Below are 25423 nucleotides of genomic sequence, written 5' to 3' on the forward strand. Positions count from 1 at the left end.
ATAGGCAGCTCTGTTCATCTAAATATATAATTTTATTTTGATAAAACCATTGCATTTTGCGCTGCTTTCATGATCGCCTCAGAAGCATATGATGATGATTTAAGACTGGCAAAATCAGCTAATTTTACATTTTTCATATTACTTACGATCATTGTACTTTCATCAGCAGTACCATTTAATTTTAATACCGCATCTTCTTTAACGACTGTATATAAACTGCTTGCTGTAGTTTTGATCTTTGCAGTAGCACTTTGGCTCAAAAATAACTGAAGGTTTTTTACATCAAGGTTATTGCTGGTTACCACAACTGATTGACCATAAGCTTCAATTCTTTCTAAATCTTTTACGGTAATATTAAGCGTTACCTGACTGCTTTCCATTGAATTGATAAATAAGGTTTTTCCATCAGTGGTTACCGAAGTTTTTGCAGCATCGTAGTTGCTCGCACCTGCTACATTTTGTTTGTCGCCTTGCGTTAAGACGATTTTTACATTACCGCTTACCCAGATCCTGTTGAATGTAGATAATGAGGAAGTTTTTGTTTCTGTTTTAACAGGCTCAGCGGCAAAAGTTACCATTGCTGATGAAGTAAATACTACTGCTGTTAATGCTACTGCGAATATTGTTTTTGCTAAAGTTTTCATATCGTTTATTATTTTAGGTTTTTGCTATTGTTTTGTTATTAAGACGCAGTTGTGCCGTAAACGTTGCAGGCAAAAAGCTGGTATTATACCATTGCTAACAACCAATAGACCAACGCCCGTAATTTCTAGACGAATGGTGGTTGGTTTGCGAAGGGGGTGATATTACAAGTTTGAAGGATATTGCTGAAAACTCGATTTTGAATGATGAGGAGAGGAATGATCAGGATTATATTAATCGAAAAAGAGATAAATAAAAAAAGCCATCAATCGCACCAGAATGATGACTTTTTTGTAGCCCCGAGCAGAATCGAACTGCTATCTAAAGTTTAGGAAACTTCTATTCTATCCGTTGAACTACGGGGCCATTTTATTTTTCAAATATCGCCTTTCCAGAAGCAGATTTAAAATATTTTACTCTTTTAATTGCCTCATTCCTCGTTGGGAATTCTTCATAATAAAAAATTATGAAGGGGGAGATAAGCCTTATTTGACTTCGTCTTACCAGCGTTGTGTTCTTTTAATTGTTTATCTAATAAATCTTAACAATGTCCTTTATAAAAATAATCAAAGTGTACACTTTTAATTACATAGGCAAAGAACTCATATATAAAGTTTAGAAAACTTCTATTCCCTGCCCGACTACGTCGTTCAGGCGGGTATCCGTTGAACTACGGGACCATTTGTTGCGCAAATATAACAAAAGTTTTGTCGCAAGAGAATTCATTTTAACAAGCATTTATCTAAATGATAATTGCTTTTAAAAACATAAAAAAATCAATTACAATAGATGCCCTTTAGGATTATTGCATAGGAATAAACGATAAAAAAGCCATTCGAATCATCCCGAATGGCTTGATATTTTTAGGATAGATAAATACTACCTGATTATACTACCTTCTTGAAATTTTTCTACAGGTGCCACAAAAGTGAGTTTGCCCTCTGCATTTTCGGCCATTAAAATCATGCCCTGTGATAAAATACCTTTAATTTCTCTAGGCGCCAGGTTAACAATCATGCTCACCTGTTTACCCACAATATCTTCAGGCTTATAATATTCTGCAATACCAGAAACCACTGTCCGCTCATCAATGCCCGTATTTACCGTTAACTTTAGTAGCTTTTTGGTTTTCTCTACCTTTTCTGCGGCTACAATAGTGGCTACCCTGATATCCATTGCTGAAAAATCATCAAACTGGATATTTTCTTTTGCCGGAGCAGCAACAACATTATTGGCTGCATTACTGGCTTTGCTTTGATTCAATTTCTCAATCTGAAAGTCGATTTCTACATCTTCAATTTTATCAAATAAGAGCACAGCTTCTCCAATATCATGCCCACGTTTTAACAGGCTCACCGTACCCGCATCATCCCAATCATGACCGCCATTTTTAAGCATCTTCATTAGTTTTTCTGCTGTAAAAGGCATAAAAGGTTCGATGAGGATCTGAATATTAGCGGCTATTTGAAGTGCAAGATGCAAGATCGTTCTTACACGATCTTCGTCTGTTTTAATCAGTTTCCAGGGCTCGGTTTCGGCCAGATATTTATTCCCTAAACGGGCAACATTCATTACTTCTGATAAAGCCTCTCTAAAGCGGTAGTTTTCTATAGATGCAGAAATTTTAGCCGGATAGCCCGCCAATTCATCAATAACAGCCTGATCTACTTCCGTAATTTCCATACAGGTTGGCACCGAACCATCAAAGTATTTATGCGTAAGCACCACTACCCGGTTTACAAAATTACCCAGTATGGCCACCAGCTCATTATTATTTCTCGCCTGAAAATCTTTCCAGGTAAAATCATTGTCTTTAGTTTCAGGAGCTGTTGCTGTTAATACATAACGCAATACATCCTGTTTTCCTTCAAACTCTCTTAAATATTCATTCAACCAAACCGCCCAATTTTTAGAAGTGGAGATTTTTTGTCCTTCTAAGTTTAGGAATTCGTTTGCAGGCACATTATCAGCCAAAGTATATTCTCCATGCGCCATTAACATCGCCGGGAAAATAATGCAATGGAAAACGATATTATCTTTACCGATAAAGTGAACCAACTTAGTTTCGTCGCTTTTCCAGTATTCTTCCCACCCACATTTATCGTTTTCGTAATTGTTGATATAATATTCCTCTGCTTTTGGGTTCCACACATCTAGCTTGGCATAGTTGCAAAGCTCTTTGGTTGCAGAAATATATCCGATAGGCGCATCAAACCACACATAAAGTACTTTACCTTCAGCATCACGAAGTGGAACACGTACCCCCCAGTCTAAATCTCTGGTCATTGCCCTTGGCTGCAAACCTGCATTTAACCAGCTTTGGCATTGGCCGTAAACATTTGGGCGCCATTCTTTATGGCTTTCGATATAAGTCCGTAAACGGTCTTCATACTTATCCAGCGGCAGAAACCAGTTTTTAGTTTCCTTTAAGATAGGCTTATCGCCGGATAGGGTAGATTTTGGATTGATTAAGTCGGTTGCATTAAGTGTAGAACCACAGTTTTCGCACTGATCACCATAAGCATTTTCATTGCCACATTTAGGGCAGGTACCCGTTATGTAACGATCGGCCAAAAATTGTTTTGCGGTGGGATCGTAATATTGCTCAGTAACCTCTTCGGTAAAAACACCCTTATCGTAAAGGGTTTCGAAAAAATCTGCAGCCGTTTGATGATGCGTAAGCGATGAAGTACGGTGGTAGATATCGAAAGATACGCCAAACTCTTTAAAAGAATCGCCAATAATTTTATGGTATTTATCTACCACTTCCTGGGGCGTAATCCCTTCTCTTTTGGCCTTTAAAGTAATAGGCACACCATTTTCATCAGATCCACAGATGAATTTTACATCGCGTTTATTCGATCTTAAATAACGGGCATAAATATCTGCAGGGATATAAACACCAGCAAGGTGCCCAATATGAACCGGTCCGTTTGTATACGGAAGCGCTGCAGTTACGGTATATCTTTTTATTTTACTATTATCCAAAACAATTTTTATTAATTTGGCAAAGATAAGTGTTTTGAAGATGATTAAGCAGCCCCCATATTTAAAAAAAGGAGATAAGATTGCGCTGGTATGTCCGGCAAAGAAATTGCCCAAACCTATAGACCATGCCGTAGCAAAATTAGAAAGCTGGGGCCTGGAGGTTGTTATTGGTGATAGTGTATACGCCAGCCACCATCAATTTGCGGGGACTGATGCTTTAAGAACTAAAGATATTCAGCGTTTTTTAGATGATCCATCAATAAGAGCAATTATTTCGGGCCGCGGGGGATATGGTACCATCCGGATTATTGACGAGCTTGACTTTACGGAGTTTAACAAGAACCCGAAATGGCTTGTGGGTTTCAGCGATATCACGGTTTTGCTATCACATCTGGTTGCGCAATGCAATTGCCAATGCATACATGCACAAATGCCTTATACATTTGATGAATCTACACCAGAAGCTTTATTTTCATTACAAAAAGCTTTATTTGGTGATAAACAGACTTATTCTTATCAAAGCTTATTTGAAAACAGGGCAGGAGCGGCAACCGGAATTTTAATTGGCGGCAATTTAAGTTTGCTCACCATGGTACAGGGCTCTGTTTCGGAAATGGATTTTACCGATAAAATCCTCTTTTTGGAAGATGTAGGCGAACAAGAATATGGCATTGACAGAATGTTGCGCATGCTGAAGAGGGCAGGCAAGCTAAAACACTTAAAAGGCCTGATTATTGGTGCCTTTAATGAAATTGAAGAGGAAAAAATTTCTTTTGGGCAAACCGCTGATGAAGTAATCTGGGATATTGTTAAAGATTACAATTTCCCGGTCTGCTTTAACTTCCCAACCGGACATATCGATAATAACCTCAGTATGGTTTTAGGCGCTGAGGTGAACTTAAAAATAGAAACAAAAAACGTTCAATTTAAATATTTATAAGATGGCAATTTTAGACAATTTAGGAAAATACCGCAATACAGGCCTTTTACTTCTCCGTATTGGTTTAGGGATCATGTTCATTATTCATGGTTTCCCGAAACTTGCAGGCGGACCAGACGGCTGGACGGGCTTAGGTGGAAGTATGAAAGTAATTGGCATAAACTTTTTACCCATATTTTGGGGTTTTATGGCCGCCATTGCCGAAACCTTTGGTGGTTTCCTTTTGATTGTGGGATTGTTTTTCCGTCCGGCTCTAATCTTATTAATCTTTACGATGATTATCGCTGCACTAGTTCATTTTGGCAAAGGAGATGGCTTACAAGGTGCCAGCCACGCCATTGAATTGGGTATTGTATTTTTCGGGTTGATTTTTATTGGCCCGGGGAAATATAGTGTGGATAAGAAGTAGGCTACTTTAAACGCAAAAAAACGAGGTTGTCTTTTAAGACAGCCTCGTTTTTTTTACCAGATTTTTATTAAAGCGTATTAACCAATGGGTTTGTATTTAACTCTCCAATCGGTATGGGGAATGTGTAGCGCTGATCGTTAACAGGAATAGATGCACCAGCACCGAATGATGGAAGTGGGGCCGCTTTTCTGGCAAGATCATTATACCTAAATCCTTCGGCTAGAAGTTCAATCCTTCTTTCTTTTAATATCGCAGCTTCTAATGTTGCTGGAGTGAGCAATGCTCCGTAAGCATAAGATGCATCTGAACGCGTGCGAACAGCTTGTAAAAGTGCTTTCGAACGGATAAGATTTCCTCCTGGGGCCAGCGCTTCGGCTTCGGCCACGTTTAATAATACCTCTGCATACCTAATCATCGGAACAAAATCAATAAATGGAGATACTGCTCCATATTTAATTGGATAAGCGTGTAATACCCCTGAAATTGTTGCGTCCTGTGTTAAAAGTGATTTTCTGGCATCGCTTGTTGGCCATGCAGGATCTGCATAAATACCGGCGCCAGTCTTATTTAATGAATATTCCAGGTTTCCATTTCCAGCCCAGCTATAATAATATCCAAGCTGGTTCTGCGTCCCCGGTGCATTAGTATCCGCCATTGGGAAAGAGAATATCGATTCGGAAGTGGTAAATGGTGATTGAAAAACACTTACTATGCTTGCCTGTAATTCGTGAGCAGTTCTAGCTGCGTTCTTAAAGGGTGCCGCCTGCGGCACTATTTTATTTCCTTCTTCCAATACTTTTAGGTAATTGCCCATTGCAAGATAAACACGGGTTTTCAAGGCTATAGCACTATTCTTGTGCGCCCGTGTGGTACGCAACAAAGGTGTACTATAGGTATCAGGCAAACTGGCTTCAGCTTCATCCAAATCTTTTAAAATCTGCGCATAGACTGCGGCCACTGTACTACTTTTTAACGCATTGTTTGCTAATGATGTTTCAGGTGTTAAACGCAATGGCAGTCCCCTTGAAACACCGTTATCAGTTACATATGGCTTTGCAAAAATCTGTATTAACGCAAAATAATTTAACGCTCTGATAAATTTGGCTTCACCGGCATAGTTCGCATTAACGGCAGGTGTTAAAACTGTACTGTTCTTAGAGAGGCCATCTAAAAATAGATTTACCCTGTTGATTGTTAGATATGCCTGTGAAAAAAAGCTGGCAACATAAGTATTGGTTGAATTATTGGTTCCCTGATAAACATCATAACCTGTAACAGAATTTCCGGTCCTATTAACAAATTCTTCTGCCCTGATATCGTTATATATAAGATACCTCCCACCAAATAACGAACCCGATTTTGATGAAGAATATAGCCCATTTACCTGACCTAAAATCCTTGTTGGGTTAGCAAATGCATCTTGATCAGGAAGTGTTAGTTCCGGAACTTTTTCTAAAAATTCTTTTTTGCAGGATGAAATGCTTCCAATTAAGGGTATTGCCAGTATAGCTGCAGTAGCGAACTTCAATTGATATGTTTTGATATGAAATAATTTCATGAATGTGATAATTAATATTATAAGCCTAAACTGATACCGAATGTAAATGATCTGCCCTGTGGAATAGAGTTACGTTCAACGCCACTTGCAAGGTTACTATTTCCATTTGTTGATATTTCCGGGTCTACACCAGTATATTTTGTAATCAAGAAAGCATTGTTTACCGAAGCGTAAACCCTGATACTGTTAATGCCTGATTTACCAAAAATATTTTTTGGAATACGATAGCCCAAGGTTGCTGCCTGCAACCGCAAGAAATCGCCTTTCTCTACGTTTGCATCAATTGCAAATGATGAACCGTTTGAAACGTTATCTCCATAAACCACCCTCGGGATATTTGTCTGTTGGTTTGGCGTTGTCCATGCATTCAGCACTTCAGTCGAGTTGTTCCAAACACGTTGATCTAAAAGTCCGGCACGGGTACCATTGTAAATATAGTTTCCACCAGAGAAGGTAAACATTATGTTTAAGTCGAAGTTTCCATAATTTAAAGTATTATTGAAACCACCGTACCACTTAGGCAGCGTACCACCAATTACCTGAGCATCACCTGCAGGAGAAGGAGCCTGTGTACCATCTAAATAAGTCCATGCATTGGCACCACCAAAGTGCTGGTATTGAACCTCACGACCTGCAGCATTAATGTAAATCCTTCTGCCATTAGCAGGATTAACACCATTTGTCTTAACTGCATAAATACTACCAATTGATTCGCCTACCTTAGTTACGCTAGCTGATTCAAGACCGCCAGTGGTACCGATAATCTGTGATACGTTCGGATCTAAAGCCGTTACTTCGTTTTTAATAGTGGTTAAGTTTAAATTAGCTGTCCAAGAAAATTTAGCTGTTTTAACTGGTGTACCGCCCAAAGCAAACTCAAAACCTTTATTATACATTGATCCAACGTTAGCCAAAATTGTTCCTGCGGGATCGTTCGGGATACCCTTTGAAAGTGCCTGCGGTACATTAAGTAATAAATTGTTGATGTTCTTTTTGAAATAGTCAGCTTCAAAAGTTAACCTGTTATTAAACAGAGCAAGGTTTAAACCGATATCCAATTGATTACTTGTTTCCCACTTAAGCTCTTTGTTCCCAGCCTGACCGAAAATCCATGCAAACGGCGTAACTCCATAAAGGCCTGGGCTATAAGTCGTATATTCGCTGTAAGCAGGCACATTGCCATTACCTACACGCCCATAACTGGCCCTTAGCCTTAAAGAGTTGATCGTTTTGCTCAATGAAGAATTTTTAAAGAATTCTTCTTCAGATATTGTCCACCCTACAGATCCACCACCAAAATTACCCCATTTATTATTTGCTGACAAAGCAGAGTTACCATCTCTTCTAAAATTCCCACTTAAAAAATATCTTCCTTTATAATTATAGTTCACACTGGCCAAATATGCCTGAAATGCGATTTCATTGATGCTGTTCCCACCTGGAACATTGGTCGTAAAGGTTCCCTGAAATTGATTGAAGAAAGTTGGATCTCCTAATCCTTGACGGATTGCCCCCCAGTTTGTTGTTCTAGTATTTTGAACGTCACTACCAATGGTCAAGCTCAAGTTATGTGCTCCATCAAAGGTCTTCATATATTGCAAGGTATTTATCCAGTTCCAGTTATTTCTTCTTGCAACGTTGTTATAAGCATAGCCGTTATAAGAATAACCATCCCCTTGAATAGGATTCCAGAATTGGATATTTTCAGTGTTAGCTCTTTCCCAAGAGAAGTTTGTTCTGAAGTTTAAGCCATCAATAATTTTAAGGTCTGCTCCCAAATTAGTTAAGAACCTGTTATTCTCCGAACTGTTTACATCTTTGTCTACCAATACAGTTGGGTGAGCCCATGTACTGGTAATCAGGTTAGCACCATTACCCACATTATTAGCAGAGATATTATAACCACCATTGGCATTATATACCGGTACATTTGGGGCAATAGCGATAGCGATACGGCCTAACCCTGAAGAGTTAAATGCAGCGCCTGGAGCAGATCCGCTGTTTGGCGCCTTATTAATGCTATTGTTATAACTCACATTCATGCTTAGGCTTAACCAATCTGTAGCTTTATGTGTCGCATTTAGGCGGGCCGCATACCTTTTGAATGTGTTATTTTTCAAGAAACCATCCTGATCTGATAAACCTCCAGACAAATAGTAAGTTGTTTTAGCTGTACCACCACTCAGCGTTACGTTGTGATTTTGAGACCTGGCTGTTCTATAAACCTCATCGTACCACTTTGTATCAACCAGAGAACCATCGGCATTATAACTTGGAAAGAAACTCTTATTATTGGCGTCTCTTTGAGATGCCGGTACCGCATTTGGATTTAGCACCAGCGCATTTGCAATGGCTGTATTCTTACTATCCATATATTGTTGTGCATTTAACAGCTCTGGCAAGCGTACCGCATTGTTTACACCATACCATCCATCATAAGTAACTTTAGCATCGCCGCTCCTTCCTTTTTTAGTAGTAATAACCAATACACCAGCAGCTGCCCTTGAACCATAAAGCGCCGTAGAAGCTGCGTCTTTTAAGATATCAATCGTTTCGATATCTGCAGGATTGATATCGCCTAGTGGATTGTTTGTTGCAGAGTTCGCCGATGCATCGCCAGTAGGGAAGGGGATACCATCAACCACAACCAAAGGAAAAGAACTTAATGAGATTGAACTTACCCCCCTTACACGAATAACAGGCGGGTTATTTAACAAACCATTCGGCTGGATGATACTAACCCCTGCAGCTTGCCCAGTTAAGCCCTGCACAAAACTTTGTACCGGTTTATCTTTAAGGTCATCACCTTTTACTGTGGCAGCAGCGCCTGTAAAATCTTTTTTCTTAGTTACACCATAACCAGTAACCACTACATCGGTTAATGTTTTCGAGTCGCTCACCAGGGCAACATTAATTGTCGACCCTCCACCTATTACCCTTGACTGGGCAATATAGCCAATGTAAGAAAATTCTAAGGCTGAAGCTTGTTGAGGGATTTTAATGGAAAATTTTCCGTCTGCACCCGTTACGGTTCCACCGGATGCACCTTTAATTTTAACACTTACACCAGGAAGAGGCATTCCATCATCCTTTCCCGTAACTGTACCTGTGATTGTTCGTTCTTGCGCTATTGCCGAATTGGCAACAAACAACAATATGAACAAACTTTGTAGAAGTTTTTTCATAAAAAAGTTTAGTTTAGTTTAGTTTATAATAATACAATATAGGATTTAGTGTTTTGTAACGCAAATTTTACAATCAAATAGTCATTCCTTTACACCTCACTTCGACTAATTGAATAACAGATTAGAAATATTATGCATACAGCCTTCGAATAACCTCAAGGTCTATTACAACTGTCATATAACCGGAGATATATAAATTTATCCGATCATGACCATACTAATGGCGAATTAAACACCAATCGGCTATTCCATTGATGTCTGCCCGAGCGCAATAAATTAAGGTGCGAATAACGCTGAAGTATATTTAAAATTAGTTTAATTTCCGTTTAACAATCTAATATAGCACTTAGAAAAACTTCTTACAAACTTTATGAAATAAAAAAACTGGTATTATTTTACTGATTTTCTATTAGTTATAAAAAAAATGTGTCTGAAAACATAAAAAAACCACAATTGGCAGATAAATAGCTACAAACTGATAAATAATTTAATAAAAAAGATACAAATACATTAAAATAGAATTAGAAATATAGCCTATATATAACATTAACCAGCTTTTTAATCTGATGGCTCTGTTTTGGCAAAAAAGATAATTAAAAGAATTGCTTGTATAACAACGCCATCAAAATCGAGTTCACAATAAACCCATATTTGTATGTTTGGAAAAAAAATAAGTTAAAAATTAATCGTTACTTTTAAAGTTTCGAACCAGAGGGCTCATTAAGAATGAAACATTTTGAGTTAGCTTTTCGACCATTGTTTTCGTCTATATCTGCTTCATTGCGACAGTAACTAAAAGTTACAATTCAATATTGCATAAAAAACCGTTCCAAAATTACTTATGAAACGGTCAATTCTTTAAAATAATGAATTGCTACAACCAGCTAATTCTTCTATGATTACCTTGTTCAGCTGGAGGTCCAAGTTTGGCCTTAATTACAAATTCTGAAGCATATGGCTTACCCTCGTAAGATGAAACTACCCAGTCAATAAAAAAGGGGGCTTTGTCAACTTTGAGTTTATATTCTATTTTTTTTCCTTTTATTTCATAGTAAACAAAGTATTCTGCGCTCCCTTTATTGTCAATCTTCGCTGTGATGGTAACTTGATTTTGTTCAAGTTTATAAATATCGTTTAAGGGTACGATTGATTCGGCCAATCTTGTCACTAAAGGAAAATATTGTTCTAATGAGATTAGCGGAAAACTCACCGATGCTTTAGAATTGATATCATCATTTCCAGACCGGACATTGATGGTAGCTAAAGCTAACATTTTAGTATCCACAGAAATCAATTTCCGAGCATCATAATTGTATCTGGCGTACAGACTTTTATCTTTATTAAAGATATACCAATTACCTACACGTTTTCCACTTACATAATTACCTCTTAAAACTGTTAAACCGTCTTTTTCAATTGAATAAATTCCATTGAGTTCATTATTTATTGTTTGGTATGTTAATTTAGCTCCATCAGGAAGGTCCATCTTTTGCTGACGGATGTTTTGAGCATAAGATATTCTTGATATAACAAGAAATATCAAAATTAAATATCTGGTTTTCATGAGCATAAAAAAGGTGCTCACTAATATAGTGAACACCTTTAATAAATTAAAATATAATTTTATCGAACACCACTATACTTGATATTTAAACCGTAGACGCGTTTTGCCGCGGTCTGATTCCAGTCAAAATTCAATGTAAATGTACGGGTTGCCGGATCATATTTATTAACAGATCCAGGAACATTTGCTAAAGTGGGGTTACCCAAAGAGCTCATGGTAACCAAATTAGTGGCAGGATCAACTGTTAAACGAAGATTGTCGATACCAGCAACGTTAGAAGATCCTCCCGCCCATCTCAAATTTGTAATCTCTAAGGTTGTTGCGCCAACAGTAGTTAAGGTCACATTAGGATTTGTAGAAGTATTTCCATTTAATGCATCACCTGTTGTTGGTGTTGTAGGATTTGAATAACGTTGCACAAAGCTTCCTGTTTGCATTGCATAAATACCGTCATAAGCATTTTTGGCTGAAACATTCAATAAAACAGTTCCAAAATTTTTGCTTACGCCACCATAATTACTAGAAGTAATTGAAATAGGTAATGCATATTTTTTAGAAAAATCAAAATTACCCGTTTTATAGGCAACTTTTACGATGGCAGTACGCTGACCAGAAGGAATTGTTACTGTTGGTGTAGTAATAGTATACAATGATGCTGGTAACTCAACATATGGCACGTAAGAGGAAATAACTGATTTATCTGCATTCAATTCAGCTATTGCAGCACTTTTTACACCAATGTTTACAACAACATCCTGAGGTGCAGGATCAGGGCCTGTTAACTGCACGGTATAAGCCACTTCAACACTTGCTGCAACTTCATAGGCAACCGGAAAAACAGTATAAAGCGAACCTTCAGGAGTTTCTGACGATGGTGCAACAGGATTTTTAAATTCGACAACAGAAGGACTTCCACTAGGGTTTATAATGTCGAATTTATTTTTTAAGCAAGATGACATCACCGTTGTCAAAATTGCTCCCGTTATTAATAATTTAAATATTTTCATTTCTTTACAATTTAATATTGTTACTATTTAGCATACCATATTTTAGTCGTATAAGGACTAACTCCTTTTGGTACATTTTCAGAGTTAACTTGAAACTCAACGGCAGGATAAAGAATTCTTGTTGGCAATTTATCTAGCGCTGGTGCGCCCGATTTTAGAGAAGCAAAAGTAGCAGTAGCAGAAGTAGATCCAGCAGATATTGTTGGATACCCTGTTCTTCTATATTCGTTAAAGCCTTCCTCACTATTGATCATATTAACTGCAATATACTTTTGGGTAATAATTGCTTCTAATTTACTTGCATCGCTAAGTGCCAGCGGCCAATTAACTAGGGTACTAGTAGCATTTGCTGTTTTATAATTATCTTTCAGAGTAGCTGCCGGAGTTGAATTAAAATAAACATTAGCCGCATTTTTATATAAATAATTAAATGATGCGGTTATGCCATTTTCAAACAACGTTTGTCCAGTAGCATTTAAAGCAGGAAGGATATTTACCGATGCTAACGACGCTTCTGCTTGTAAGAAGTAGGATTCAGAAGCCAACATTAATACTGTACCCATTGATGCTCCTTTCAAAACACCACCTACATCTGTTGCTGCATTCGCGGTAGTCTGTGTAGGTCTAGAAGATCTACCTACGCCAGAATACCAATATGAACCATTCTGACTACGCTTAACTGGCTCTGTATCGTAACCCAGCTGATTTGTAGCTGGACCTTGAAAGGTAACTGTATTACCATTGATCGTTTGCGAAATATTGGTACCGAAAGATGCATAAATTGCATTACCGCGGACATTATCACTTAATTTGGTTCCGTTATAGAAAGAAACAATCCATGGTGTTGGTAAATTCGATAATCCACTACCGATAGCTGTACCGTTAATATCCCAAGCATAAGTAGACCATTTGGGATTAAACTGGCTGGCAGTAGCAGATGAATAACCTGGCTGAACGATTACATCATCATTTACATAGTCGCCAGTAGCTGTTGGTAACGAAGCAATAGCTGATGTTACAAATGAAGAAAGTGCTGCCACATTTTTGGCACGTATCACCATTTTTAATTTAATCGTATTTGCAAATTGTTTCCATTTTGCAAGATTTGCAGTTGCACTTCCGCCAAATAATGGATCTTGTGCTGCAGTTACTGCTGTGGTTACGTTTGTAACCGGAGCAGTATTCATAATTGCAATTGCATTATTTAGTTCTGTAAAGCAAGTAGCATAAACATCGGTATATTTATCATACTTAGGACTTAAATTATTTAAGCCTTTACCTGCGTCAGAATAAGGCACATCACCATATTGGTCAACAAGTTTTGTATACATGAAACTTTTCATGATACGAGCCATTGCATTATAATATTTCAAAGGACCATCAGGTGTTGTGTTATTGATTACAAAATTTAACTGATTTATACCAGCAAATGTATCCGTAAACACACCCGCGTAATCACCGGTAGTAAAATTGTAGGTCCAGACTGTACCCCATCCACCATAACCACCGGCATTAGCTTTATAACCGCCCGTCCAGGCTCCAAAATTGTCGTATGTGTTCATTGCCGCAGCAGAAGTAACAATTGCCTGAGGCAAAACAATATTTGGAGTTGATGATGTTGGATTATTTGGGTTTGTGTTAACATCAAGGAATTTTTTACAAGACGAGCCTGATAAAATTATTGTTCCAAGAATAAATATTTTAAATAATTTTCTCATGTTTTTTTCATTTAGAATGTTACTGAAACTGAACCACCAAAGAAACGTGTTGGAGGCGTTTGACTTAAAGTGTTTATACCAATAGCATTGCTTCCTAAAATATAATCTGGATCGGTATAAATGTTTTCTTTTGGAACGAACAAGAATAGGTTTCTTCCTTGGGCAGCAACATTAATACCTTTAACTACTTTCATATTGCCCAACCAACTTTTTGGCAGATCCCATGATAAGCTAATTTCACGAATTTTCCAATATGCGCCATTATATGTATAATTCGATGCAATTCCTCTGTTATAAGCTGATGAAGGCCAGAATCCAGCACCACCATCCCTAACAGTTAGAGTCGTATTGGCAACATATTGGTTGGTAACAGGATCTAAATAAGATGAGTTAGGAAAAACAAAACGCTCTCTATTATAAGTTACTGTTCTTTCACCTGAACCAGAGAAGTCAAAACTATCACCAGCACCCGATGAATTAACAATATAGCCGCCTCTGTATTCAGCAACAGCTGCTAATCTTAAGGTTTTATATTTTACAGCAAGATTAACACCTAGTATATATTTTGGACTGGTATTTCCTAAAATAACTCCAGATTCTGTAGCAGAGGGATAACCTGTTCTAGGATCAACAATTACACGTCCTTGAGGATCGCGTTTGTAATCAATACCTCTCAACATTGGATAGGTTTGACCTGCTTCGGCAACTACCTGTGCATTACTACCAGTAGATATGTTTAATCTTGAAACGGCATCACTGATTGATTTTACTTTGTTATCATAATAACTAAAGTTTGTTCCAACGGCAACTTCCCAATTCGTATTACGGAAAGCAACTACATTTAATGAATTCTCAGAACCAAAGTTAGTTACCTCCCCTGTGTTTGTTAAATAAGAAGAAAAGCCCGAAGCAGAAGAAATACTAACAGGAACAATTTGATCTGTAGTGCTGGTGTAATATAAAGTACTGCTAATGCTCACTCGGTTATCCCAAAATTCCGCATCAATACCCCCCTCAACACCTTTAGTTTTTTCAGGCTTTAAATTAGGGTTAATTGTTTGTGTGCCAATGGCATAACCTGGATTGTTATTATATGGATACCCACTAGATTGACCGAACGTTGTTAATAAGGAATAAGCGCCTAAGTTTACGTTACCAACAGTAGTGAAACCTGCTCTAAACTTTAATACGTTTAAGAACTTATTATCTTTTAATGCATCAATTGCATTAGTAGCAATAAATGAAGCATCTACTGAAGGATAAAACAATGATCTGTTTGCGGTTGGCAATGTTGAGAACCAATCGTTACGCGCGGTTGCGTGTAAGTAAAGGTAATCTTTAAAACTTAACCTCATGTCTCCATATACAGCCTGTTGATTAACTTTTGAGTTAGCCTCAGAGCCTGTAATATTTGCAGCTGTACGGGCCGCTATGTTATATAGACCTTGGAAAGTTAAGCCTGAAGCAGCAACACCGATATTTTTTGCCGTATTGCTTCTCAAACTGGCACCTAAGGTCACGTCTAACCTTAAATCTTTTGTTAGTGCTTTATTAATGTTTGTTTGGAACTCAGTCAACAATTGATTTGAAAATGATTCGCCATCAGAAACACTACCTGCGATATCGTTGTTTTTCAACGATGATAAACCCAGCCCTTTAGTATATGCCGATCTAACAAACTTATCCACATAATTTTTATTGGATGCATTTTGACTAGTAATGTTGACACGGTATAAGAACCTCAACCAATCTAATGGTTTGTATTTTAAATCAACGTTACCGGTTAAATAATCGTTCCTAACATTTTGGCGCTGACTATCAATTGTATAATAAGGGTTTTGATAATAAGCATTATAATAACCGTCAGGGTTCGCAAATGGATTATTTTGCCAATCTTTATAATCAGTTACCACCACATTACTTGGCGTTTGCATCAACTGATCATAAATTGTTGAAGTAGCAGTTGTAACATTATATCTATTTTGAACATAGTTTGCATTGAATGACATACTTACACCCTTACCGAAATCTCTATCGCCATTTAAACGTAATGTAAAACGGTTAAAAGCATCTTTAGGGGTTGTACCTGTTGCATCCAGATATTGTGCAGATAAGAAAGTTAATGATTTTTCATCTCCGGTTGACATTGAAAAGTCGGTCATATTCGTTACACCGGTATCCCAAAATTTATACTTAGAATCATTATAAGCATAAGGAACAGTTTGTATTGCTCCATTTTCCAATGGGTCACCAATTGTTCTTGGTACGCCATCAAAAGCTGGACCATACTGTTGATTTTCATGAGAAGTGTAAATCTGCACATCAGAATCTGCTCCAGATCCAAATCTCTTCTGGAGTTCAGGATAAAAACTTACCCATTCTGCATTGGTAGTTTGGCCAATTTTGTAAGTTGTAGAGCCTCTTTTACCCTTTTTGGTTGTGATGATTAATGCACCATTTGACGCTTCCGAGCCATAAAGTGCCGCAGCACCGCCGCCATTTAATACCTGAAGATCTTCAATATCATCCGGATTAAGATTTCCAAGGATACTACTTGGTACAATAACATTATCAACAACAACCAAAGCCTGGTTATTACCCAATAATGAACGATTACCCCTCAACACTAAACGGTAAGTAGGGTTAACGCCGCTTCCGATAACATTTAGTTGTAAACCTGCGACTTTACCGGTAAGTGCCGCAGCAACGTTAGTAGGTTTGGCTTGGGTCAGTTGTTCCGCTTTAACAGTTGTTGAAGCAGTACCCAATTGGGCCTTTGTGGCAGAAAGACCTCCAGCCGTAACCACAACTTCATTTAGGGATTTCGTATCAGAAACTAATACGATAGACATAGCTCCTGATGTAATTACAACTTCTTTAGTTGTATACCCTAAATAAGAAACTACTAATGTTTTGCCATTTGATGGCACTCTTAAGGAGAACTTTCCGTCGGCGGAAGTTTGTGTTCCGAGGTTTGATACCTCTTTTACTTTAACAGATACACCCGGAATCGGTAGTCCGTCTTCTTGTGCTGTAACTGTACCAGTAACTGTTCTTTCTTGAGCATATGCTGAAAATGCGCATAGCACGAGAATGAACAAACTTTGTAGAAGTTTTTTCATAAAAAATTTTAGTTTAGTTAATGATAGTACAATATAGGATTTAGTATTTTGTAATGCAAATTTTACGAAATTAAATCTGCATGGCTTAGCAGAAATTAATCTCCTTATAATGAAGCAATTATCTCACAATTAAAAAATATGTTTTTTTTTAAAAAAGCTTATGGAATAATAATTTGGTTAATGAGACAAAACATCTTATCCAAATCTGCAATTAAGATGGCTCCATAAGTTGTATTTAACTAGGATATAAATTATAAAGAAACAAGGAACCGTTCCGCATAACTGGGATTTTTACATTAATTAAATGGTGAATTACGACAGGAATCGCAATAAAAGACCATACGGGAGAATACCGTAGAGATTTTTTCATGAAATTTTTTAGTTTAGTTAATAATTTTGCCACAAAATATGATTTAAAAGGTTATCATCAAAGAAATTGACAAAAAATCATACAACCTACAGAAAAGCAGCTGAAAAAACACAAAAAACACACTAATTAGGAATAAAAAGGATGCATTACCTAAGATATTAAGACATTCTATTCATTCAAAAAGACAATAACCTAGTTACAGCCTTACCTTTTCGATTTTGTTAATTTATTAATCTAAAAGAATTGCTTAGGAAAAAAGAGTAACAGATAGAAATAAAAGCAAAAAAGGCCTTATCCACCTTGAGATGGATAAGGCCTTTTAAAACCATACTTTGGTTAATTAATAACCTGGATTATTTGGCTTTAATAAGTCATTAACATCAATAGCTGCCTGAGGAATTGGATAAATCTCATCATTGATAGATCTACCCTTAGCCTCTAAAAATACGGTTGCCATAGATTTAGCTGGATTGGTTGGAGAAGGTGTTCTTCTCATATCCATCCATCTTGTATTTTCAAATGCCATTTCAACTCTTCTTTCCTTTATAATGTCTTGAAGGGTTAAACTTGTTAAAGCACCCAACCCTCTTTTAGTTCTTACACTGTTAATAGATGCTAGTGCAGTTGGATCAGTTGCATTATTTGAGGTTAAAAATTGTGCTTCAGCTGAAATTAAATACATTTCGGCAATTCTTAAAATGTAGTAAGGATGTGCCGCTGCACCACTTGGATCCTGGTATTTACGGCAGTACCAACCTGGGTTAGCCGCTGGTGCAACAATTTGCGTCATTGACGCTGCCTTTCTCTGATCACCTGGCTCATAAGCCGCAACTAAACTGGCATCAACCGGTAACTCTGCACGGCCTCCACCTGGCATAGATGGGTGTTGTAAGAAATATGACAAAGAATTTGTTCCTTCTGTTTGCGTAAAAACAACTTTAAAGATATGCTCAGATGAATTGTAAGGAGGAGCAAATATCGAATTATAATCAGATGCTAATGCATACTTAGGATTCGCTATCAGTTCATCCGCAAATTTCTTTGCATTTGCATAATCTTTTTTAATTAGATATACGCGGGCTAATAAACCTTTTGCAGCATCAGCAGATGCATATTTACTATCTGTGCTTGTGCCACCTGCCTCAACACTTAATTTTAAATCACTTACAATCTGGGCATATACCTCATCAACAGATTTACGTGGAACTTTTACCACATCTCTATTAGATACAATTGGCACAGCACCAAACAAAGTAACCAATTTATAATAAGCATAAGCTCTTAAAAAGTAAGTTTGGGTTAAAAGGCTCTTTTTAGTCGCATCAGGAACTGAAGTAGAGTTATTTAAAATCTCTAACAGATCATTTGCTCTTTGGATAACTACGTAGGGGGCATTAAAATAACGCTGTGTTAAAACATTATTAGATAAAATCGCATTGTTGTCAATCTCTCCATTCTGAAAGAAAGTAGCACGGTAAACCAGATTATCAGCAGACAAATCTTCTACGGCATAACTTAGGTAAAAATAACTAGTATTACCCTCCTGAAGTCCGTCATAAACACCAGCCATCAATTTTTGAACATCCGCAGGACCAACCGTTTCTGGCGATAATGCAGTTCTAGGATTAATATCTAATTGCTTTTCGCATGAAGCCATTAAACCAATAATGGCCACAGCGATTAAAAATATTTTATTTTTCATTTTTGAGAATTATAAGCCTACATTAATACCAAACATAACTGTTTTAAACTGAGGGATAGCACCTTGATCTACACCGGTATTTTCAACAGTAAACTCTGAGGAAACCTCAGGATCAAATCCTTTGTATTTCGTAAACGTTAGTAAGTTTTGTCCGGAAACATAAACTCTTACACTTGATAACTTAATTTTATTTAGAAAACTGCCAGGCAAAGAATACCCTAACGTGATATTTTTCAATCGAATATAACTTGCGTCTTCTAAATACCTAGATGAACGCTGAGTGTTAGTTCCGCCAACAGCTCCGGCGATAGCTCGTGGGTACTCTGCATTTGGATTACTAGGTGTCCACCTTCCATCGAATGCTTCTTGCGATATGTTTGTTGCAATCCCAGAACCTCCAGCAGCCGCACCTAAACTTTCATAACCACCAGTACCTTCCGCTGATAAATTATAAAGGTAGTTACCATAAGAATATTGAAACATAACGCCTAAGTCAATACCTTTATATGATACCGTATTATTTAAGCCTCCATAAAATTTAGGAAGCGGGCTTGCTAAAAACTGCCTATCATCACCATTAATAAGTCCATCCTTATTAAGATCTTCGTACATCATATCTCCAGTTGAAGGGTTCACACCTAAAGCCTTGATCACGAAAAAAGAACCTAGCGGCTGACCAACTTCGGAGCGTGTTACAAATGAACCAGCCAGGCCTTGATTGTTGTAAAGTTCAGTAACTTTGTTTTTATAGGTAGAGATATTAAATGAGGTATTCCATTTCACCTCTCCAACTAGATTCTCACTATTAATATTGAAATCCCATCCCTTTCCAACCATCGAACCAACGTTTTCTAAGATAGTAGAGAATCCTGTTGTACTTGGAATTGGTCTATTTTGCAAAATATCCTTCGTTGTCTTGTGATAATAATCTGCACTAATTGTTAACCTATTTTTAAATAGAGCCAAATCCAAACCTAAATCAAATTGCCTGGTCGATTCCCATTTAAGATCTGGGCTGCCAATCGCATTTAAAGCAAAACCGGGCTGATCATCATAGTTAAACCCTGTTCCAAACAATCTTCTATTTGAAAAGTTTCCAATTCCCTCTTGGTTACCTGTTAGGCCATAACTTGATCTTATTTTTAAATTTGAGATTACAGCAACATCTTTCATAAATGGCTCTTCGCTCACAACCCATCCACCAGAAACTGAAGGAAAGTAACCTATCCTTCCTTTGGCAGGAAATTTTGTTGAGCCATCTCTTCTAATCGATCCACCCAATAGATACTTATTTTCCCATGCTAAATTTACACGACCTAAATAAGATTCCATCCTATAATTGGTGAAAGACGATGTTCCCCCTGTGATTTTTGCAGCTGAAGTTAAATAAGGAGTGTCGTTAGAAGGGAAATTCTGACCGTCGACCCGGTTATTATCTCTGTTATTCCATTGAAATTCGTAAACCAAAGTTCCATCTACCGTTAATTTATTATCGATGAATTTTTTCAGGTAAGATAACGTTTGCGTGGTTAGGTAGTTCTGAGTTTGATAATAGCCACTAACTGCAGAACCTACAGTTCCTATACCAGATAATGATGTAGATGGATTAAAGGTTCTCTGGTCTAAATAAGTATAATCAATACCTACTGATGATTTAAATTTTAATTCTGGTAATATTTTAACCTCTGCATATGTAGAGTTAAAAACATTACTCAATCCAATATAGTTCTTTGATTCGAACATGTGGACCGGATTGTTAAAATCATTACTTGCAAAAGTACCGTTTGCATTATAAATAGGCTGATCCGGGCGCGCAATTAAGGCTCTGGGAAAAGGAGAGAAGATACTGTTATCAACTGGGGTTTCTGCACGATCAGATTTTGAAATCGCAATATTACTTCCAATTTTAATAAAATCGTTAACCTGGTGATCAACACTTAAACGAATTGCATATCTTTTGAATGACCCGTTCAACAATTTAGAATCCTGATTAAAATAGTTTAATGAGGTATAAAATTGTGTTTTTGCATTACCTCCAGAGGCAACAGAAAGCTGCACGTTTTGCACCAACGATTTATCTCTTTGAATTGCATCTAACCAGTTCACATTGGCCTCAGGATTATCAATTTGAGCTTGAGTAAACTTAGGCGCCTGTTTTGCATTGATTAAAGCCTCATTGTACATTTGGCGGTAAGAAGATGCATCTAAAAAATGCTTAGTACCAGCAAAAGACTGGTAACCATTATAGGCATTTAAATTAATGATCGATTTACCACTTGCTGATCCTTTTTTAGTTGTAATTAATACAACACCATTTGATCCTCTTGAACCATAAATTGCTGCTGCCGACGCATCTTTTAATACTTCGATGGAAGCGATATCTTCACTATTTAAATTAGCTAGCGGAGAAATACCGGCACCAGCAGAAACAGGAGTTGTTCCGCTATTAGAGGGCAAAATAACTCCATCTATTACATAAAGTGGGTCGTTACCAGCTAAAATTGATGACCTGCCACGAACATTGATCTGGATCGGAGAACCTGGGCGACCGCCTCCTGAAGTTACCTGAACGCCGGCTAAACGGCCCTGCAATGCTTGAGCAACATTGGGAACAGGCTGATCCTTAATGGCATCGCCAGATATTCTTGCTATGGAGTTGGTTATTGTTTTTGTACTTTGAGTACCATAACCTACAACAACCACCTCTTGTAGTGCTTTTGTATCGTTTTCTAACGCAACATTAATTATGTTGGTAGAACCAATTAATTTGGTAACAGAAGTAAAACCAATAAAATTGAATTCTAATTCTTTTGAACCGTCAACTCTAACGGAATATTTACCGTTAGCATCTGTAACGGTCCCGGTTTGCGTTCCTTTTACCTTTACGCTTACTCCAGGTATCGGAAGATTGTCTTCTGAAGAAGTTACTGTACCAGTAATTGTTCTATTTTGAGCCATTGCTGTAGATGCAAAAAACAAAAATACGAACAAACTTTGTAGAAGTTTTTTCATGAAATTTAAGTTAATTAATGATTTAGTTATTTGAAGCTTTAAATATAATGGAGTTTGTTAATAGTTTAACAAAATTTAACAAAACACCATAATATAATGACCTTATAATGACAAGAATGCTGTCTGATTACAAAGGCAAACTTGGGGAGATTTCCCGCTAATTTAAAGATAGTAGTTAGATTTTAATTCAAACTATGCAGAATTTGATATTTAACCAATAAAAAAGATCTTTTTTCTCTAAAAAAAAACTATGCCAAAAATGGTGATTTTTTTTATCTACACTAAAAATATTATCAACAAGCTAATACCAATTGGCGTACACACACCATATTCATCAGCTTTATAGATAAAATCTTTCATCCGATCTTATTGATACAGTGCAACTAAAGAAACAAATATGCAGAAATGGAGTACGAATGAAATAACATATAGGTTTTATGTACACTCCACATAATAAAAAGGAGCATAAAACCATAGTCTCATGCTCCTTTAATTATATAATGAATTTTATCTATCCTAATAATTTGGATAGACAAAAATTAGTTGGATTAAGATTAATGATCGTCTCCAACAAACTTAGTGCGGTGGTAACCTTTAAGGTGATAAACCGTTCCTGGATCATCCGAAAATTCAACATCCAATGAAATGGCATCAGTTGTTGCTTTTGATGATGGACCAACAGCGCCATTTGGTGTTATTTTGCCATTGGTTACTGTAAATTTTATGCCACCAGAATAAGTACCTGCATTAGTTACATTTTGCCCACTAAAGGTTTTGCTGTCTAAATTTACATTTACCTTACCAAAAACAGTATTGTCAGCATTTCCCCAAAAATTAGTTAAATTTATCCACATCTGGGTTGATGAATTATCAGCTGTATTATAGGTAGAAATGCCATAATAATTTCCGGTTCCGTCAATCTGTACCCACCATTCACCCGATAGGTCTTGCACTGCTGTACCGCCAACAGGTTCGTCCTTTTTACAAGCAGATATGCTTAGTATAAAAAGGGTAAGTATATAAAAATATTTTTTCATCGTTTTATAATTATTGTTTAACAAAGGTTCTAACTGCCGTACCGTAACCTGGATTTTCTACTGCCCAGGAATAATTACCTGAAACTAAATTTTTACTCTCTGTATTTGATCCCCACGGACCACTATCGGTATTTTGTTGCGGAATATCAATTACGCTACCGGTAGGGTTTATTGCAATTACGTTAACGGCTGTACCCGTTGGGGCACCGCCTGGATTATTCACCAAGTAGGCACCCGGCGCTAATTTAGTCCATTTTGAAATGGATCCAGTAGCGGCTCTTAAATAATCTCCTGAAAAATCATTCGCTAAGGCATCGGCTTTAGTATCATAAACCACAACCGATCTTGTTGTTGTGGCAGAAAAACCATCGGCATTTGTTGCCGAATAGGTAATTAAATACACACCTGCCGTAGCCGTATTTGGCAATCCTGTAACTTTCACGTCGATGTTATTTGTACCAGCTGCAGCTGTTGCACCTGCATCAGTATAGGTTGCGCCCTTTGCTACTGCTACATATTTATCACCTTTCATGGTAATTATTGGGAACACCGTTATTTTAGAAATACCTACATAACCTTCCGGATAATCAAAGGACTCTTTTTTGCAAGAGCTATAAGTCATGCTTATAACTCCCAATATGATTATTGTTAAATATCTTTTCATCTCTTTATCAATTATATACACTATTTACCCCACCAAACTTTAGTTGTAATTGGCACCTCTGTTGGTGTATTGCTGTTTCTATCTCTTGATGATGCAGGAAACACCAAACGTTTAGGCAGCAAGCCAGCCGTAACGCCATTTTTTGAAAATACCCATTCGCCAGGGATATAATTAGGGTCAGTTGAATACACACTACTTTTATTAGGATACCCTGTACGTTGTTGTTCAAAAAAGGCTTCCAGGCTATGTGAACCTGCAAAAGAGGCCCATTTTTGCACAATAATTGTCTTTAGCTTTTGCTCAAAGGTAGCCCCAGTTGGGTAGTTTAGGTAATCAGATGGAATTACATCTGCTCCTAATCCAACTTGAGAAAAAGCCGCTCTAACACCATTTTGGTACATCGTAGCAGCACCTGCTCCTCCAAAATAACGCTCCAACGCCTCAGCCTGCATCCAATAAGATTCTGCAGCAGAAATAAACCAAACCGGATCTTTAGCTGTTTGCGCAAAAACGGTTGCGCCCGCATAAGTAGGCTGTTCAACTGCGGTAGCAGTATAATCACCTTGATTCATGGGCACTGGGTTAGCAGTTCCAAAATAATAGTTTACCCTCGGATCATTGTTTTCCACCAACCAGCTGGTAAAGGTTTTACTTGCCCTTAAATTGGTAGTGGTATTTAAACGACGAACATTGTATTCGTAAAAAGGATTACTGTTATCAGGTGCATCTGCAAATGTAGCAATGCCAGCGTTTGTAGTTAAAAAGTTTGCACCATCAGTATACAGTTTAGTAATGCCAGCCTGTGCTTCCGCAGGTTTTGCATTAACCATCCTCAAATACATTTTTAACTTCAGGGTGTTTGCAAATTTTGTCCAGAGGTCCATATCACCACCAAAAAGAAAATCTGTTTTTATCTGATCGCTGTTTAACGGAACACTTAAATAATCTTTCGCAAGAGCTGCATTGATTTCAGCAAGTAAACCTACGTAAATGGTATAACCATCATCAAATTTTGGCTGCAGGTTATCAAGGCCTTTAAATGCTTCTGTATATGGAACTTTATCGTACAAATCTACCAATACCTGATAGGTATAAGCTTTCATTACCGTTGCCATTAAATTATAACGCCAATCGCTTTTTGCAACTGCCAGCTTTATAGCCAATTGATAATCGGCCAAAGCACCAGAAAACAGTTCATTATAACTGCCATTCAAGTCGTTACGCGTTAGCGCATAAGCATCAATGGTTTTATACTGGTTTGACGCATTTGCCTGTGTATAATACTGCGACCATATGCCACCCAGAATAGTAAGTTCACCACCAACACGTCCTGTTGTAGAAGCCACAGCTGAAGGAAATAATACTTCAGGGGTTGTTGATTCAAGTAGGGGGTTGTTTGGACTCACGTTAATATCAAGCGTTTTCTTACATCCAAAAGTAAGAAACACCATTGCTGATAACATCAGCACTTTATATTTTGTATGATTATTTTTCATTACGAGATA

General features: G+C 37.3%; 15 protein-coding genes and 1 tRNA gene. 2 read left to right on the top strand and 14 right to left on the bottom strand.

What is annotated here, in order from left to right:
* Positions 1-32: 32 nt before the first annotated feature.
* The 3 genes from OQX63_RS08370 to metG all read right to left on the bottom strand — a co-directional run bounded on the left by OQX63_RS08370 (position 33) and on the right by metG (position 3630).
* On the bottom strand, positions 33-644 hold the full coding sequence (locus OQX63_RS08370) for a GIN domain-containing protein (protein WP_265850432.1): 612 nt from the start codon (positions 642-644) through the stop codon (positions 33-35).
* A gap of 292 nt (positions 645-936) precedes the next feature.
* Positions 937-1008 (bottom strand) — tRNA-Arg (locus OQX63_RS08375).
* A 513-nt stretch (positions 1009-1521) separates the two neighbouring features.
* A complete protein-coding gene (gene metG / locus OQX63_RS08380; protein WP_265850433.1) occupies positions 1522-3630 on the bottom strand; it encodes a methionine--tRNA ligase in 2109 nt (702 codons plus the stop codon).
* Between the two features lie 40 nt (positions 3631-3670).
* On the opposite strand from metG, the gene OQX63_RS08385 reads away from it, so the two are divergent.
* Entirely contained in the window at positions 3671-4570 is a 900-nt protein-coding gene (locus tag OQX63_RS08385; RefSeq protein ID WP_265850434.1) for a S66 peptidase family protein, read from the top strand.
* Between the two features lies 1 nt (position 4571).
* Positions 4572-4979, top strand: a complete 408-nt coding sequence (locus tag OQX63_RS08390) for a DoxX family protein (RefSeq protein WP_265850435.1) — start codon at positions 4572-4574, stop codon at positions 4977-4979.
* 67 nt (positions 4980-5046) lie between these two features.
* Here OQX63_RS08390 and OQX63_RS08395 read toward each other — a convergent pair whose 3' ends face one another.
* From OQX63_RS08395 to OQX63_RS08445, 11 genes are all read right to left on the bottom strand, one after another.
* Entirely contained in the window at positions 5047-6537 is a 1491-nt protein-coding gene (locus OQX63_RS08395) for a RagB/SusD family nutrient uptake outer membrane protein (protein ID WP_265850436.1), read from the bottom strand.
* A gap of 17 nt (positions 6538-6554) precedes the next feature.
* Entirely contained in the window at positions 6555-9722 is a 3168-nt protein-coding gene (locus OQX63_RS08400; protein ID WP_265850438.1) for a SusC/RagA family TonB-linked outer membrane protein, read from the bottom strand.
* 874 nt (positions 9723-10596) lie between these two features.
* Positions 10597-11286 (bottom strand): hypothetical protein, encoded by a 690-nt coding sequence (locus tag OQX63_RS08405; RefSeq protein ID WP_265850439.1) that lies wholly within the window; start codon positions 11284-11286, stop codon positions 10597-10599.
* Positions 11287-11345: 59 nt separating this feature from the next.
* On the bottom strand, positions 11346-12293 hold the full coding sequence (locus tag OQX63_RS08410; RefSeq protein ID WP_265850440.1) for a DUF1735 domain-containing protein: 948 nt from the start codon (positions 12291-12293) through the stop codon (positions 11346-11348).
* A gap of 23 nt (positions 12294-12316) precedes the next feature.
* The gene (locus tag OQX63_RS08415) at positions 12317-14011 is read right to left on the bottom strand and encodes a SusD/RagB family nutrient-binding outer membrane lipoprotein (RefSeq protein ID WP_265850441.1); all 1695 of its coding nucleotides are present in this window, start codon (positions 14009-14011) and stop codon (positions 12317-12319) included.
* Positions 14012-14022: 11 nt separating this feature from the next.
* On the bottom strand, positions 14023-17133 hold the full coding sequence (locus OQX63_RS08420; RefSeq protein WP_265850442.1) for a SusC/RagA family TonB-linked outer membrane protein: 3111 nt from the start codon (positions 17131-17133) through the stop codon (positions 14023-14025).
* A 710-nt stretch (positions 17134-17843) separates the two neighbouring features.
* Positions 17844-19205 carry a RagB/SusD family nutrient uptake outer membrane protein gene (locus OQX63_RS08425; RefSeq protein ID WP_265850443.1) on the bottom strand — a complete coding sequence of 454 codons (1362 nt, stop codon included), beginning with the start codon at positions 19203-19205 and terminating at the stop codon, positions 17844-17846.
* A 9-nt stretch (positions 19206-19214) separates the two neighbouring features.
* Positions 19215-22217, bottom strand: a complete 3003-nt coding sequence (locus OQX63_RS08430) for a SusC/RagA family TonB-linked outer membrane protein (RefSeq protein WP_265850444.1) — start codon at positions 22215-22217, stop codon at positions 19215-19217.
* A 554-nt stretch (positions 22218-22771) separates the two neighbouring features.
* On the bottom strand, positions 22772-23254 hold the full coding sequence (locus OQX63_RS08435; RefSeq protein ID WP_265850445.1) for a lipid-binding protein: 483 nt from the start codon (positions 23252-23254) through the stop codon (positions 22772-22774).
* A 10-nt stretch (positions 23255-23264) separates the two neighbouring features.
* Complete coding sequence (locus OQX63_RS08440; protein WP_265850446.1) at positions 23265-23918, bottom strand: immunoglobulin-like domain-containing protein; 654 nt, start codon at positions 23916-23918, stop codon at positions 23265-23267.
* A gap of 20 nt (positions 23919-23938) precedes the next feature.
* A complete protein-coding gene (locus tag OQX63_RS08445; RefSeq protein ID WP_265850447.1) occupies positions 23939-25414 on the bottom strand; it encodes a SusD/RagB family nutrient-binding outer membrane lipoprotein in 1476 nt (491 codons plus the stop codon).
* Positions 25415-25423 lie beyond the last annotated feature (9 nt).

It is taken from the genome of Pedobacter sp. PF22-3, from assembly GCF_026239555.1.
Classification (GTDB): domain Bacteria; phylum Bacteroidota; class Bacteroidia; order Sphingobacteriales; family Sphingobacteriaceae; genus Pedobacter.